The sequence below is a fragment of the Mesorhizobium sp. M0500 genome, from assembly GCF_040321165.1.
Classification (GTDB): domain Bacteria; phylum Pseudomonadota; class Alphaproteobacteria; order Rhizobiales; family Rhizobiaceae; genus Mesorhizobium.
Window position 1 is genome coordinate 65,764 of sequence record NZ_JAMYRB010000003.1, and the last position, 15,361, is coordinate 81,124.

General features: G+C 62.1%; 10 protein-coding genes and 1 tRNA gene. 6 read left to right on the forward strand and 5 right to left on the reverse strand.

The features are described from left to right. Positions 1-9: 9 nt before the first annotated feature. Together NKI70_RS07400 and NKI70_RS07405 are read right to left on the reverse strand one after the other, a co-directional pair. The gene (locus NKI70_RS07400) at positions 10-1,794 is read right to left on the reverse strand and encodes a pilus assembly protein TadG-related protein (protein WP_352569901.1); all 1,785 of its coding nucleotides are present in this window, start codon (positions 1,792-1,794) and stop codon (positions 10-12) included. Position 1,795: 1 nt separating this feature from the next. After that, a complete protein-coding gene (locus tag NKI70_RS07405) occupies positions 1,796-2,275 on the reverse strand; it encodes a TadE family protein (protein WP_352618589.1) in 480 nt (159 codons plus the stop codon). Between the two features lie 382 nt (positions 2,276-2,657). Here NKI70_RS07405 and NKI70_RS07410 point away from each other — a divergent pair, with 382 nt between their 5' ends. The 4 genes from NKI70_RS07410 (at position 2,658) to NKI70_RS07425 (ending at position 8,065) form a co-directional block, all read left to right on the forward strand. Continuing rightward, positions 2,658-4,250 carry a peptide ABC transporter substrate-binding protein gene (locus NKI70_RS07410; RefSeq protein ID WP_352569899.1) on the forward strand — a complete coding sequence of 531 codons (1,593 nt, stop codon included), beginning with the start codon at positions 2,658-2,660 and terminating at the stop codon, positions 4,248-4,250. Between the two features lie 159 nt (positions 4,251-4,409). Then, positions 4,410-5,333: an ABC transporter permease subunit gene (locus tag NKI70_RS07415; RefSeq protein ID WP_023679313.1), complete on the forward strand. Its 924-nt coding sequence runs from the start codon at positions 4,410-4,412 to the stop codon at positions 5,331-5,333. Next, the gene (locus tag NKI70_RS07420; RefSeq protein WP_352618583.1) at positions 5,326-6,444 is read left to right on the forward strand and encodes an ABC transporter permease; all 1,119 of its coding nucleotides are present in this window, start codon (positions 5,326-5,328) and stop codon (positions 6,442-6,444) included. Before NKI70_RS07415 ends, NKI70_RS07420 begins: the two co-directional genes overlap by 8 nt. A 1-nt stretch (position 6,445) precedes the next feature. Next, positions 6,446-8,065, forward strand: a complete 1,620-nt coding sequence (locus NKI70_RS07425) for an ABC transporter ATP-binding protein (protein ID WP_352449088.1) — start codon at positions 6,446-6,448, stop codon at positions 8,063-8,065. A gap of 69 nt (positions 8,066-8,134) precedes the next feature. Here the strand turns inward: NKI70_RS07425 and NKI70_RS07430 are convergent. After that, a tRNA-Pro gene (locus NKI70_RS07430) sits at positions 8,135-8,211 on the reverse strand. A gap of 199 nt (positions 8,212-8,410) precedes the next feature. Here NKI70_RS07430 and NKI70_RS07435 point away from each other — a divergent pair. Both NKI70_RS07435 and NKI70_RS07440 read left to right on the forward strand, forming a co-directional pair. Further along, positions 8,411-9,931, forward strand: a complete 1,521-nt coding sequence (locus NKI70_RS07435; RefSeq protein WP_023679317.1) for a phosphomannomutase/phosphoglucomutase — start codon at positions 8,411-8,413, stop codon at positions 9,929-9,931. Between the two features lie 17 nt (positions 9,932-9,948). Then, entirely contained in the window at positions 9,949-12,219 is a 2,271-nt protein-coding gene (locus tag NKI70_RS07440) for an AGE family epimerase/isomerase (protein WP_023679318.1), read from the forward strand. Here NKI70_RS07440 and betB read toward each other — a convergent pair. Together betB and betA are read right to left on the reverse strand one after the other, a co-directional pair. Next, positions 12,183-13,646, reverse strand: coding sequence for a betaine-aldehyde dehydrogenase (gene betB / locus NKI70_RS07445; RefSeq protein WP_352724443.1), 1,464 nt, complete (start codon positions 13,644-13,646; stop codon positions 12,183-12,185). The genes NKI70_RS07440 and betB overlap by 37 nt on opposite strands. 59 nt (positions 13,647-13,705) lie before the next feature. Beyond that, complete coding sequence (gene betA, locus NKI70_RS07450) at positions 13,706-15,358, reverse strand: choline dehydrogenase (protein WP_352591577.1); 1,653 nt, start codon at positions 15,356-15,358, stop codon at positions 13,706-13,708. Positions 15,359-15,361 lie beyond the last annotated feature (3 nt).

Sequence of the window (15,361 nt, forward strand, 5' to 3'; positions counted from 1 at the left end):
TTCATTATCTCATTGAACGAGCACGGAGCGCCCGCAAGTCGCGCCGACAACCCGCACATCGGCCTCGCCGACATGCACGCCGACAGCTGCAAGCACGTTATAGACCAGTTCGTCGACCGGCGCCGTCACGCCGTTCAGAACCGTTACCACCGCCGGCTTAACCGTTCCGAGCAGGGCCGTCACGTCCAGCCCGAGGCCCAGTGCATTGACCGAGAGCGAGAGGCCGCTGACCAGCGATGTCGTGAGTGATTGCGTCAGGTTTTTTGTAGCGACAGTTTTTATCGTCTTGTTGGCGATATCGGTGCTGTCGAACGTCAATGCGGTCGCATCGTTGTTGGTGATGGCAAGTGATGACGAACCCTTCACATCGAGCAGATTGAGGGTGAGCAGCAGAAGCTTTACGCTTACCTGTGCAATCGTGGCATCGGAGAACGATTGCGGATTGCTGAAATCGGCGAAGGCCGATGGGTTGTTGTCGGCGTCGCTGGTGGCAAGGTGCAGCGAGGCCACGCCAGGCTGCGCGGCGATCGAGACCTTGATGCTATCCGGCCGGCCCGTCGGGCAGCTGATGTCGGTTAGCTTGGCTTCCGCATAGGCGACTTCGACATGCAGAGGCAGGTTGACGGACAGCAGGCTGATGCCGCCGCCGAGATTGGAATTGCCGATGCCCACTGTGGTGACCAGCTTGATGCGCGTCTGCGCGGTGCGCACCACGGTGCCTTTTTCCCCGACGGCCAGCCAGGGTGAATATTGCATCGGTTCACCGATGGCGATGGCGAGCGTGGTGGAGGTAAGTCCCGGAATAGTGGCGCCGAGATCGACCTGGACCTGGTTTGAGCCATTGGCCAGCGAGGCGGCGGCACCCAGCATGCCCATCGCGCTTGCGTCGACGGAAAAGCCGGGAGACTTTTGTCCGAGGCCGAGCTTACCGATCGAGCCAAGATCGATAAGATGACTGAGGGGTATCTTGACTGTGTTGGTGGCCCTCGACGCGATCGTCTGCAGCACAAGTTTGCTGGCGCTGCCCGACCCGGACGCATTGGCCATGGCGGTCGCGATCTGGCCTACCGTCGCTTTTGACGCCAGCACGTCGGAATAGCTGACACCTGTCAGTTGCAACTGTACGGCAAGGGCATCGACGAACGAAAGCACGTTTACATCGGCCGAGATCAGCGCGTTGTAGTCCATGACGCTGAGCGAAATGTTGGCGCCCAGCAACTTGCTGAGAAGCGCGTTGAGGATGCCGCCATTGACGCTGAGGAGCCTGGACCCGACCGAGAACATCGCTTGCGGGGTCACACTGGCAATGGCTTCGGTGCCGACAACCGGAGTAGGGATGAGCGAACTGGCGAAATACCGGGCGGGGATTTTTTGCAGAGTGACGCGAACGGCGTTGTAAGGCGTTTTGCCGGCTTCGAAGCGCTTGTCGACACCAACGGAGGACGCCGCTGAGTATCGGCCGCCGGTGACCGACACGACGGTTTTGCCAACCGTGGGAACGATTGTCTGACCTGCCTTTTGAACAATGATGCCGGGCATTCGGTTGTCACTGAGCGTGGTTACCGCCGCGGCTTCCATATTGTTGATGTTCGACGCCGCGGTGATCGCCGCCAGATCGGTCATCGCCTGGGCTTCCCTGCGCTCCGTGTAGATCGAACCTTCGTCGACAGCGAAGGCCGCCAACCCCAGCGCGAACGGTGCTATCAGCGCCGTCATGACGGCAAAGTTCGCCTTCTCGTCGCCAACCATCGAGCGAGCGATCCGCCCGATGCCCCTCAGCAAGAACTGCGACATTTCAAATGCCTCCAATCCTGATGGTCGACCTGCGTGAGATCGTGGTTTGCGGCATCGCAAGGCTGGGCAACAGGTTCCAGATCGGCAGGTTGCTGGCATCGTACTGGATCGACACGACGAACTGATTTCCGTCGGCCGTGCTGTCCGTCGCTTGATAGGTCAGCTTGCCGGAATCGACGAACGGGTATCCACTGGCATTGTTTTTGACGAAACTCGCCACCAGCGCCTGGCGCTCGGTTTGATTCAATCCGGCAATTGCGGTGCGGGCGGCATCGGCGGCGATTTGCTGCAAGGAGTTGCTTGCACCAAAATAGATACCATATGCAACCATTCCGAGCAAAAGAAGGATAAAGATTGGGGAAAGCAGGGCGAACTCGACCGCGGAAGTTCCGGACTCTTCTCCAATTTTGCGTAGATTCGTCCGTACTTGGCGCAATATTTTACGCTTCAATGCGACAGTATTACTGTCTATCTTGTTCATTGCCCTTGCCCGTTGGAACCCAAGGTCGATGTGCCGATCCCATCGAAGTTTGTAACCCTTGGTTGCCTAAGAACCAATTAATACATTCCGGTAAACTGAAATGATCGGCCAGATTATTTCCCAGATCGGCGTTCTGGCCGGGAAACCCAGTCAAACTCATGGTTTCGACCATTGATTGGCCGCCCGCAAAACGACTGCCCCGGCCCCCTTACTTTGGGTGACCCCGAGAGTCTGTTGAAATAAAAAATCTCCACGTTACTGTTTGGCCACCAGCTGCCGGAAAAGGGAACCGGCTGCGCGCTCGAAAGGAACCAACCAATCGGTTTCGGGGCGTCAACACTTAGAGACGTGGCCGAAGGGCGACGTCATTAGGGAGAACTCCATGCTGAAACATGTGCTGAAGGCGACGGTACTCGCCACGACCATGGTCTTGGCCGCCGGTACGTTCTACACGCCGGCTTTCGCCGAGACCGTCTACAACCGCGGAGCCGCCGCCGAAGCGGAGACGCTCGATCCGCACAAGACCTCGACGGTCTACGAAGCCGATATCATACGCGACCTGTTCCAGGGACTGGTCATGCATGACCAGAAGACGAACCTCATTCCGGGCGCCGCCGAAAGCTGGACGGTGTCCGACGACGGCAAGGTCTACACCTTCAAGCTGCGCAAGGACGGCCTCTGGTCGGATGGCAGCCCGGTGACGGCGGACGACTTCGTCTATTCCTTCCGTCGGCTGGAAGATCCGGCCACCGCTGCCGAATACGCTTCCATGCTCTATCCCGTCAAGAATGCGGAGGAGGTCAATACCAAGAAGGGCAAGCCGGAGGATATGGGCGTCAAGGCGATTGACGCAAATACCCTCGAAGTCACGCTGAAGGCGCCAACGCCGTACTTCCTGGAGATGCTGACCCATCAGGCGACCTATCCTGTTAACAAGGCGTCTATCGAAAAGCTTGGCGCCGACTGGATCAAGGCAGGCAAGCTGGTCTCCAACGGGGCCTTTACAGCGGCGGAGTGGATTCCCAACGACCATTTGAAGCTGGTCAAGAATCCGAAATTCTGGGACGCCGCGAGCGTCAAGTTCGACGTCGTCAACTACATCCCGACCGAGGATCGCTCGTCGGCGATGAAGCGTTTCGAGGCGGGCGAACTCGACAGTTACGGCGACCTGCCGACCGAACAACTCGCCGATCTCAAAACCAAATTCGGCGACCAGGTCCGTGTCGGGCCATATCTCGGCATCTACTATTATGCGATCAAGACCGATAAGGCGCCGTGGGATAATGTCGAGCTGCGCAACGCCATCTCGATGGCGATCGATCGCGACTTCTTGGCGGAGAAAGTCTGGCAGAATTCGATGCTGCCCGGCTATTCCATGGTGCCTCCCGGCATCGAGGGCTATACGCCGGCAATGGCCAAATACGCCGACATGCCGCAGATCGACCGCGAGGACGCTGCCAAGAAGATCCTCGAGAAACTCGGCTATACACCCGAGCATCCGCTGAAAATGCAGATCCGCTACAACACTTCGGAGAACCACAAGAACACAGCGGTCGCCATTCAGGAACAGCTGAAGCCGCTTGGCGTCGAGATAACACTCCTCAATACCGACACCAAGACCCACTACTCCTTCCTCGAGCAGAAGGGTGACTATGACGTGGCGCGCGCCGCCTGGATTGCCGACTACAAGGATCCCGAAACCTTCCTCGGCATCTCCCGCAAAGCCAGCGGCAACAACTATTCGGTCTACAACAGCCCAAAATACGAGGCGGCGATGGACAAGGCGGCGGCCGCCGGCGGCAACCCTGCAGAACGCATGAAGGAACTCGCCGAGGCCGAGCGCATCCTCATCGATGACGTCGGCGAGATCCCGCTTCTCTACTACAGCTACCACGATATCGTTTCCTCGAAGTTGCATGGCTTCGACGACAATGTGATGGACATCCATCCGTCCCGCTTCATCAGCAAGGACTGATCCCTGGCCGGGCCACCGCGCATCGAATGCGCGGTGGCTTGCCGTCGCATCGGACCTCCGTGAATCGGATCGATTTCCGGAAAGCCGATGCGAAGATTTGAAGGCTAGAGCGCAATCGTCCAGCTGGACGCGCGTTGTTCTGGATCAAGCGGGGCACCGATGCTGCGTTACGTATTCCGGCGGCTTCTGACCGCCATTCCGACGCTGTTCGTCATCGTGACCATGGCGTTCTTCCTGATACGCGTCGCGCCGGGCGGCCCGTTCAACCAGGAGCGGGGCCTGAGCCCCGAGATCAGGGCCAATCTCGAAGCTCAGTTCGGCCTCAACGATCCGCTCTGGTTGCAGTACGTCCACTATCTCGGCAATCTTCTGCGCGGCAATTTCGGCCCCAGCTACAACATGCCGGATTTCACCGTCGGCGAGTTGTTCAAGGAGGGCCTGCCGATCTCAATCCAGCTCGGCGCTTCGGCGCTCATTCTGGCGCTGCTCCTCGGCAGCGTGCTCGGCAGTGTTGCCGCGCTCAACCAGAACAAGCTTGCCGACTATTCGGTGATCGCGCTGGCGACCGCCGGCAGCACCATTCCAACCTTCGTCATCGCCCCGGTAATCCAGCTTGCATTCGGATTGACCTGGAGGCTGCTGCCGATCGGCGGCTGGGGCGATGGAGCCCTCATCAATAAGGTCGGCCCGGTGCTGACGCTCGCCCTTCCGCAGATCGCCATCGTCGCCCGCCTGATGCGCGGCTCGATGATCGAATCGCTGCACTCGCATCACATCCGCACCGCGCGCGCTCTCGGCCTGTCCGACTGGTCGGTCGTCGTCAAGCATGCACTGCGCGGCGCCATCCTGCCGATCGTCTCCTTCACCGGTCCGGCAGCCGCAGCCCTTCTCACCGGCTCGGTCATCGTCGAGACCATCTTCTCTATCCCGGGCATCGGCCGCCATTTTGTCGTTGCTGCACTCAACCGCGACTACACGCTGGTGATGGGGACGGTGGTGGTCATCGCGCTCTTCACCATTGTCTTCAACCTGATCGTCGACGTCCTCTATGGGGTCGTCGATCCGAGGGTGCGCTATGACTGATATCGCAGTTGCCGCACCGGTCGTCGGCCGGTCCCTGTGGGGCGACGCCTGGGCGCGCCTCAAGGCCAATCGCGCGGCCATGTTCAGCCTCTATTATCTTGCCTTCATCGCCGTCATCAGCGTGTTTGGGCCCTATCTCGTGCCGCACCAATACACCACCATCTATGCCGACTATGTCCGTACGCCGCCGAGCTTCTCCGCCTATCCGAAGGCCGACATGATCGAAGGCGCTCTTGATGAGGCGATCAGGCGTATGCGCGTCGACATCAAGGAGTGGCGGCAGGAGGGCAGCCGTGTGTTCGTTACCGCAAAATCGTCCAAGCCGATCGACGACCGCAACATTCGCTACCTTGATCGTTCCGATACCTTTGATGACACAAAGATCGAGAGCAAATCGCCGGACGGTCTCGAAATGGTGATGAGTGCCTCGATCAAGCAGCAATATTTCCTGTTCGGCACCGACAATACCGGTCGCGATCTCCTGTCCCGAACGCTGATGGCCGGGCGCATATCGCTAGCCATCGGCCTGCTTGCCGGCATTGTGGCCGTGGTCATCGGCGTGCTCTACGGCGCCACCGCCGGCCTTGCCGGCGGCAGGGTCGACGAGGTGATGATGCGTGTCGTCGACGTGCTTTATTCTTTGCCGTTCATCTTCTTCGTCATCATGCTGGTGGTGTTCTTCGGCAGGAACTTCGTGCTGATGTTCCTGGCCGTCGGCGCGGTGCTGTGGCTCGACATGGCGCGCATCGTGCGCGGACAAGCGCTGTCGATCCGCCGGCAGGAATATGTCCAGGCGGCGGAGGCGATGGGCGTCGGCCAGCGCGGCATTCTGCTGCGCCATGTGATCCCCAATTTGCTCGGGCCGGTGGTGATCTACATGACGCTGCTGGTGCCGCAGGTCATTATCCTGGAGAGTTTTTTGTCGTTCCTCGGGCTCGGCGTCCAGGAGCCGATGACCAGCTGGGGCGTGCTGATCTCGGTTGGCGCCCAGAACATCGGCTCGGCCAACTGGCTGCTTCTGTTCCCGGCCTTCTTTCTCGTCTCCACGCTGTTCGCGCTGAATTTCGTCGGCGATGGGCTGCGCGACGCGCTCGACCCGAAGGATCGTTGAGATGGCTGCTTCCGAAACCATCCTCAGCGTCAAGGACCTTCGGGTCCGCTTCCGCACCCTCGACGGTGTGGTGGAGGCGGTGAAGGGCATCAATATCCACGTCAAATCAGGCGAAACCGTCGCCGTCGTCGGCGAATCCGGTTCCGGCAAGAGCCAGACGATGATGGCGGCGATGAGCCTGCTCGCCTCGAACGGCGAAGCCACCGGCACCGTCGATTATCGCGGCCGCAATCTTTTGACCTTGAGCAAGCCCGAGCTCAACAAGATCCGCGGCCGCAAGATCAGCATGATCTTCCAGGAGCCGATGACTTCGCTCGACCCGCTCTATTCGATCGGCAACCAGCTGATCGAGCCGATCCGCAAGCATCGCGGACTTGGCGCCGCCGCGGCGCGCGAGGAGGCGCTCAAGCTGCTGCGGCTGGTCCATATTCCCGATCCGGAGCGGCGGATGAAATCCTATCCGCACGAGTTGTCGGGCGGTCAGCGCCAGCGCGTCATGATCGCCATGGCGCTGGCCAACGACCCCGACATACTGATCGCCGACGAGCCGACGACCGCGCTCGACGTCACCATTCAGGCGCAGATCCTCATGCTGCTCGCCGAATTGCAGCGCAAGCTCGGCATGGCGATCGTCTTCATCACCCACGATCTCGGCATCGTCCGGCGCTTTGCCGATCGGGTCTATGTGATGCGCTATGGCGAGGTGGTCGAGGAGGGCGAGGCGGAAGCGATCTTCGCCAACCCGCAGCACGGCTACACCAAGATGCTACTTGCCGCCGAACCGACCGGCACCAAGGCGCCGCCGCCTCCGAATGCCCCTGTCCTGCTTGAAGGCAGGAACGTCGAGGTGACCTTCAAGATCGGCGGCGGATTTCTTGGCGGCGAGCCGCTGCTGCTGCGCGCCGTCGATCGCATTTCGATACGGCTGAAGCGCAACCAGACGATCGGCATCGTCGGCGAATCCGGCTCGGGAAAATCGACGCTCGGCCGCGCCTTGCTGCGGCTCCTGCCCAGCGACGGCATCATCCGGCTTGGCGACCGCGACATTTCCCACGCCGACCGCCAGGCGATGCGGCCGCTGCGGCGCGAATTGCAGCTGGTCTTCCAGGACCCGTTCGGCTCGCTGTCGCCACGCATGACTGTCGGCCAGATCATCACCGAGGGGCTCCTGGTCCACGAGCCCAATCTGTCGGGCAGGCAGCGCGATCTCCGCGCGGTCGACGCCTTGCTCGAAGTCGGGCTCGACCCGAACACGCGCAACCGCTATCCGCATGAATTCTCCGGCGGTCAGCGGCAGCGCATCGCCATTGCGCGCGCCATGATACTCAAGCCTAAAGTGGTGGTGCTGGACGAGCCGACCTCGGCGCTGGACCGCTCCGTGCAGAAGCAGATCGTCGAATTGCTACGCAAGCTGCAGGCCGACCACGAGCTATCCTATCTGTTCATCAGCCACGATCTCGCCGTCGTGCGCGCCATGGCCGACTACATCATCGTCATGAAGCAGGGCAAGATCGTCGAGGAGGGACCGGCCGAGGCGATCTTCAGCAATCCGCAGGCAACCTATACGCAGACACTGATGGCCGCGGCCATCGACGTGACGCGATTTCGCCTGAGCGCATAGCGCGATTGGTCAGACTGCGGCGGATGGTGGTTGTTTCGGGAACAAAAACAGCTAAGCCGCTGTTTTTTCTGGTCGGAGTGGCAGGATTTGAACCTGCGACCCCATCGTCCCGAACGATGTGCGCTACCAGGCTGCGCTACACTCCGTGACCAGACCGCGGGCTTATAGCCGCCGCATTTGGTTACTGCAAGCGCCAATGGCAGCGCTTCTGTCGCATTTCTTTCGCTTTCGCCGCCACGTCATACAGGTTTCAGTTTCCTGTCGCACAAACACGGCTTAAAGGGCTTCTGGGTAACCGTCCACTTGCCTCGAAGCACCTGATTCAGCCACCTGGAGTTTGCAGCTTTGTCGATGAAGATCGTTAGCGATGTCAGACCAAACACTTTTGAGTTTGAAACCTCTGCGTTGATCAAGCCGTCCGGGTTTCGCGAATATGATGCGCGCTGGTGGTTCGGCCATCCCGGCTCGAACGAAACGCCGGAACTCAATCTGATCGGCGTCCAGGCGCTCGGCATGGGGCTCGGCACGCTGATCCGCCGTCTGGGTGCCGGACCCGACATCGTCACCGGTCACGATTTCCGCTCCTATTCGCTTGCCATAAAGCTGGCGCTGGTTTCCGGGCTGATGGCGGCCGGCGCACGGGTCAAGGATGTCGGGCTGGCCCTGTCGCCGATGGCTTATTTCGCCCAGTTCGCGCTCGACACGCCGTCCGTTGCCATGGTCACTGCCTCGCACAACGAGAATGGCTGGACCGGCGTCAAGATGGGCGCGGCGCGCCCGCTGACTTTTGGTCCGGAGGAGATGAGTGCGTTGAAGGGGATCGTGCTGTCCGGCGATTTCGATCTTGTCGGTGGCGGCTCCTATGACTTCGTTGCGGACTTCCGCAAAACCTACCTTGACGATCTGACAGCGGGAAAGCGTATCTCGAGGAAGCTCAAGGTGGTGGCCGCCTGCGGCAACGGCACCGCCGGGGCTTTCGCTCCCGAAGCACTGGAAAGGATCGGCTGCGAGGTGATCCCGCTCGACGTCGAGCTCGATCATACGTTTCCCAATTACAATCCCAACCCCGAAGACATGCAGATGCTGCACGCCATTCGCGACAAGGTGCTGGAAACGGGCGCCGATGTCGGGCTAGGCTTCGACGGCGACGGCGATCGCTGCGGCGTGGTGGACAATGAAGGCAACGAGATTTTCGCCGACAAGGTCGGCGTCATGCTGGCGCGCGACATTTCGCACCTCTATCCCGGCTCGACTTTCGTCGTCGACGTCAAGTCGACCGGATTGTTCATGACTGACAAGGTGTTGCGGGAAAATGGCGCGGTCACCGACTATTGGAAAACCGGTCATTCCTATATCAAACGGCGCGTCGCCGAACTCGGCGCTGTCGCCGGTTTTGAGAAATCGGGCCACTTCTTCTTCAATCCGCCGATTGGCCGCGGTTATGACGATGGCCTGGTCACGGCAATCGCCATCTGCCAGATGCTGGACCGCAGCCCGCAAAGCAGCATGGCCGACCTCTATCGCGATCTGCCGCTGACCTTCGGCACGCCGACCATGTCGCCACATTGCGCCGATGAGCTCAAATACGGCGTCGTCGAGCGCGTCGTAGGCGACTTTCGCAAGATGAAGGACGAGGGCACGGTCTTCGCCGGCCAGAAGATCGCCGAACTGATCACCGTCAACGGCGTCAGGGTCGTGGCGGAGGATGGTACATGGGGGTTGGTGCGGGCATCATCGAACAAGCCTGAGCTTGTGGTGGTGGTGGAGAGCCCGGTATCGTCCGAGCGGCGCCGGCAGATGTTCGAAGCCGTCGATGCGGTGCTGCGCCGCAGCCCCGAAGTCGGCGCCTACAATCAGACCTTTTGAGCACGAGGCTTGTTTTCATGACCGAACGGATCGTCAGTTTTGTGATGAGCGGCGGCGTCGGCTCGCGGCTGTGGCCGTTGTCGCGCGAGGACAATCCCAAGCAGTTCCATGATTTCTCGGGCGACGGCTCAATGCTGGCCAAGACGCTGCGGCGGCTGACCGCGCGGCCGGAAGGCGAAACGCCGGTTTTCCTGATTGCCTCGGAAAGGCATGCCGACCGCGTTCATGCCGACATTGCCGGTCACGAGCTTTCCGGCGGCGGCCCGCTGTTCGAGCCGACCGGACGCAACACCGCCGCGGCCGTCGCCTTGGCAAGCCTGCGCACGCTGTCGGAATTCGGCGACAGCCTGGTGCTGGTGGTGCCGTCCGATCATGAGATCGCGACGCCACAGCAATTCTGGCGGAGCATCGAGGCCGGCACGGCGGCGGCGCGCCAAGGCAGGCTGGTGGTGTTCGGCATCAAGCCCGCCCAACCCGAGACCGGTTACGGCTACATCGAGGTGGCCGGCGAGCGTGATGGCATCTGCGATGTCTCGCGTTTCGTCGAAAAACCCGATCTCGCCACGGCGCAGAGCTATCTCGAGGCCGGCAATTTCTACTGGAACACCGGCATCTTCCTGTTTCGCGCCAGTGCCATGCGCGACGCGTTCATGGCCTTCCAGCCCGACATCTGGAGCGCCACAGAGGCTGCCTACCAGGCTGCGACATCGGATCTTTCCGGCCTCTACATGCCTCTGGAGCTCTATGCCGCCATCCCATCGACATCGATCGACTATGCGATCATGGAGCGCGCCAGCGGCATCGCCATGGTGCCGGCCGGCTTTCGCTGGAATGATCTCGGCTCCTGGCAATCGCTGCTCGACGTCGGCCCCTCCGACACGCAGGGCAATGTCATCGTCGGCGATGTCGTCGCCATCGATTGCGAGAACTCCTATATCCGCAGCGACGGCCGCCTGCTGTCGGCCATAGGCCTGAAGGACGTCGCCATCGTGTCGACCGCCGACGCCACTTTCGTCGCCCCGGTCAGCCACAGCCAGAACGTCAAGAAGATCGTCGAGCAGCTCGAAAAAAGCGGCCGCCTTGAGACCAGGTTCACGCCCGCCGACGACCGCGTCATCGAAAGCGGCGCCTGGCAGCGCCGCGTGCACCATTGGCTGTTCGAGGAGACGGTGCCGTTGTGGTCGACTGTCGGCGTCGATGAGCGCCACGGCGGGTTCCACGAGGCGCTCGGCTTCGATGCCGCCCCGCTGATGAAGCCCAAGCGCATGCGCACGCAGGCCAGGCAGATCTACGCCTTCGCCGTCGCCAAGGCGCGCGGCTGGAACGGCCCGGCCGATCGGCTGATCAGCCACGGCCTCGAATTCATGGCCAGGCACGGACGTACCGACAATGGCGGCTGGGTACGCACGCTCAACGTCGACGGCACCGTCGCCGACGCCGCCGAGGATGCCTATGACCATTCCTGCGTGCTCCTGGCGCTGGCGCATGCCCATATGTGCGGCAATCCCGATGCGTTGCGGCTTGGCCAGGAGACCTTTGCGTTCATCGACGCGCATCTCGAGGACGAACGCCTGACCGGCTTCCGCGAGACCTCGAGCGGCGAGGGCGAGCGCCGCTCCAACCCGCACATGCATCTGCTCGAGGCATTCCTGGCCTGGCATCAGGCGACCGGCGAGCGCGCCTATCTTCGTCGCGCCGCGCGCATCGTCGATCTATTTCGCAGCCATTTCTTCGACCCGGAAAGCTGGACGCTGGGTGAGTATTTCGACCATGAATGGCGGCCGGCCCCTGGCGGGAAGGGCACGTGGACCGAACCCGGCCATCATTTCGAATGGGCCTCGCTGCTGGTCGACTTCGCCGGCCGCAGCGGCCAGAGCGGCTTGACCGGCCTTGCCCGGAAGCTTTACGCGTCGGCGATTGCCAATGGCCTGAACCGCGCCACGGGCCTCGCCTACGGCGCCGTCTCGCGGCAAGGACTGCCGCTCGACCGCGTCTCGCGCAGCTGGCCGCAGGCCGAAGCGATCAAGGCGGCGATCGCGCTGGACGGTTCGGGCGGTCCCGACCTGAAGCCGGAAATCGAGGCGCGTGTCGGCCGGCTGTTCCGCTGGCACATCAATCCGGCACCGCTCGGCCTGTGGATCGACCGCATCGACGAGCGCGGCCGCTCCTTGGCGAGCGAGGTGCCGGCCAGCATCTTCTATCATCTCGTATGCGCGCTGACGCAGTATCTGGACGGCACGGCGCCCAAGGATCAGTACGGGCTGGCGACATCACCCGTCTCGACGTAGACCGACTTCAGCTGCGAATAAAGCGCCAGTGCCGCGAGCGAATTCTCGCGGCCGATGCCGGACTGCTTGAAGCCGCCGAACGGGATTTCGACCGGCGTCAGATTGTAGGCGTTGATCCAGCAGATGCCGGCCTGCAGTTCGGCAATGACACGATGGGCGCGCGCCAGGTCGCGCGTGAACACGCCGGCGGCGAGGCCGAATTCGGTATCGTTGGCGCGATCGATCACCTCGTCCTCGCTGTCGAATTTCAGCACGCTCATGACCGGCCCGAAAATCTCCTCGCGGGCGATGCGCATCGTGTCGACGACACCGGTGAACACCGTCGGCTCGACGAAGAAGCCGCCCTGAAAACCCTGCAGCGAAGGCACGTTGCCGCCGCAGGCGAGCACCGCGCCATCCTGCTTGCCGGCCTCGATGTAAGAGACCACCTTGTCGTGCTGCGCCTTCGAGACCAGCGGCCCCATCTGCGTGTCCGGATCGAGCGGATCGCCGATGCGGATTTTCTTCGTCCGTTCGGTCAGCCTCTCGACGAAACGGTCATGGATGCTACTCTGCACGAAGACCCGCGTGCCGTTGGAGCAGATCTGGCCGGTCGAATAGAAATTGCCGAGCATCGCGCCGCCGATGGCGTTTTCGAGGTTGGCGTCTTCGAAGACGATCAGCGGCGACTTGCCGCCGAGCTCCATCGTCGCGTGCTTCATCTTCGAGCCGGCGAGCGACAGCACTTTGCGGCCGGTTGGCACCGAGCCGGTCACCGAGACCTTGGCGACGACATCATGGCCGACAAGGCCGGCGCCGACATCGCCAAAACCCTGCACGACGTTGAACAGCCCGTCGGGCAGCCCGGCCTCGGTGTAGATTTCGGCGAGCGCCAGCGCTGAAAGCGGCGTGTTCTCCGACGGCTTGAACACCATCGCATTGCCCATGGCGAGCGCCGGAGCGGATTTCCAGCCGGCGATCTGGATCGGATAGTTCCAGGCGCCGATGCCGACGCAAACGCCGAGCGCCTCGCGCCTGGTATAGGCAAAGGGTCCGCCGAGATCGACGGCCTCGCCATTAAAGGTGGTGACGGCACCGCCGAAATATTCCAGGCAGTCGGCCGCCGACGGGGCGTCCGCAACCAGCGTCTCCTGGATCGGCTTACCGGTATCCAGCGTCTCGATGCGCGCCAGATCGGCATTGCGCGCGCGCAAAATGTCGGCGGCACGGCGCAGGATGCGGCCGCGCTCGACCGGCTTCAGCCGAGCCCAGGCCGGCTGTGCCGCACGCGCCGCCTCGATCGCGAGTTCCAGCACGTTCGGCGTCGCCGAGCGCAGCATGGCGATGGTCTCGCCGGTTGCCGGATAGATAACCGGCAGCGCTGCGCCGCGCTCGTCGTCGATATAGCGGCCGTTGACATAATGCGATGCCGTTGGCTGGGCGCGCATGACTGTTCTCCAAATCGTCTTGTCGCGGCATGCGGAATATGCGTCCGCCGGATCATGGCCTATCTGTCCGACACCTGCCAGCGCGGATTGATCCATGGTTCCTGGTTGGACGGTGGCAGCGGCGTACGCCCGAGAATGTGGTCGGCGGCCTTCTCGCCGGTCATGATCGACGGCGCGTTGAGATTGCCGTTGGTGACGCGTGGAAAGATCGAGGAATCGGCGACCCGAAGCCCTTCGACGCCAATGACGCGGCATTCCGGATCGACGACGCTCATCGCATCATCGGCACGGCCCAACTTGCAGGTGCCGCAAGGGTGGTAGGCGCTTTCGGCGTGGTCGCGAATGAAGGCGTCGAGCTCTTCATCCGATTGTACATGCGAGCCCGGCGACAGTTCCTTGCCTCGGTACGGATCGAAGGCCGCTTGCCCGAAGATCTCGCGGGTCAGCCGGATGCAGTGGCGGAACTCCGTCCAGTCGTCCGGATGCGACATGTAGTTGAAGCGGATCACCGGCTTCGATTTGGGATCGGGCGAGCGCAGCGTGACCGAACCGCGCGACTTCGACCGCATCGGCCCGACATGCGCCTGGAAACCATGCGCCTTGGCCGCCGCCTTGCCGTCATAGCGGACCGCGGCCGGGATGAAGTGATACTGGATATCCGGATAGTCGACGCCGGCGCGCGAGCGTACGAAGGCGGCCGCCTCGAAATGATTGGTGGCGCCGAGGCCGGACTTGAAGAACAGCCATTGTGCCCCGATCAGCGCCTTCGAGAACGGGTTCAGCACCGAGTTCAGCGTGATCTGCTTCGTCGATTCCTGCTGGATGTAGAGTTCCATATGGTCCTGCAGATTGCGACCGACGCCGGGCCGGTCGACAATCACCGGAATGCCGTTCTCCCTAAGGTGCTGGCCGGGGCCGATGCCGGACAGCATCAGGATCTTGGGTGAGTTGATCGAGGACGCGGCAACGATCACCTCGCGCCGCGCTCTGATCACCTGAATTCGTTTGCGCACTTCGATCTCGACGCCGGTGGCGCGTTGATTCTCGATGATTACCCGCCGGGCGAAACCCTTGACCAGGCTGACATTTTTCCGCCTCAGCGCCGGCCTCAGATAGGCGCTCGCTGCGGACCAGCGACGGCCGCCGCGGATGGTCTGCTCCATCGGCCCAAAGCCTTCCTGCTTCGCGCCGTTATAGTCGTCGGTCAGCTCGAAACCGGCCTGACGGCCTGCCTTGACGAAGGCGCCGTAGAGTGGGTTCGTCCTCGAGCCGCGCTGCACAGTCAGCGGGCCGCCGTGGCCGCGCCAGCCATTCTCGCCGCCATTGCTGTCCTCCATGCGCTTGAAGTACGGGAGCACATCGGCAAAGCCCCAGCCGGTCGCGCCCTGTTCGGCCCAATGGTCGAAGTCGCGGGCATGGCCGCGCACATAGACCATGCCGTTGATCGACGACGAGCCGCCGATGACCTTGCCGCGCGGCGTCGCCAGCACGCGGCCGCCGAGGTGCGGCTCCGGCTCGCTGGCAAAGCCCCAGTCATAGAGGCTCATATTGAGCGGGATCGACAGTGCCGACGGCATCTGGATCAGCGGGCCGATATCGCTGCCGCCATATTCGATGACGATCACCGAATGCTTGCCGTCCTCCGACAGCCGGTAGGCCATGGCCGAACCGGCCGAGCCGGAGCCGATGATGACGAAATCCGCTTCAAGCATGGT

Excerpts from the sequence above, each read along its gene's own strand:
- NKI70_RS07400 (WP_352569901.1), bottom strand. The coding sequence starts at position 1,794 with ATGTCGCAGTTCTTGCTGAGGGGCATCGGGCGGATCGCTCGCTCGATG.
- NKI70_RS07405 (WP_352618589.1), bottom strand. The coding sequence starts at position 2,275 with ATGAACAAGATAGACAGTAATACTGTCGCATTGAAGCGTAAAATATTG.
- NKI70_RS07410 (WP_352569899.1), top strand. The coding sequence starts at position 2,658 with ATGCTGAAACATGTGCTGAAGGCGACGGTACTCGCCACGACCATGGTC.
- NKI70_RS07415 (WP_023679313.1), top strand. The coding sequence starts at position 4,410 with ATGCTGCGTTACGTATTCCGGCGGCTTCTGACCGCCATTCCGACGCTG.
- NKI70_RS07420 (WP_352618583.1), top strand. The coding sequence starts at position 5,326 with ATGACTGATATCGCAGTTGCCGCACCGGTCGTCGGCCGGTCCCTGTGG.
- NKI70_RS07425 (WP_352449088.1), top strand. The coding sequence starts at position 6,446 with ATGGCTGCTTCCGAAACCATCCTCAGCGTCAAGGACCTTCGGGTCCGC.
- NKI70_RS07440 (WP_023679318.1), top strand. The coding sequence starts at position 9,949 with ATGACCGAACGGATCGTCAGTTTTGTGATGAGCGGCGGCGTCGGCTCG.
- betB (WP_352724443.1), bottom strand. The coding sequence starts at position 13,646 with ATGCGCGCCCAGCCAACGGCATCGCATTATGTCAACGGCCGCTATATC.
- betA (WP_352591577.1), bottom strand. The coding sequence starts at position 15,358 with ATGCTTGAAGCGGATTTCGTCATCATCGGCTCCGGCTCGGCCGGTTCG.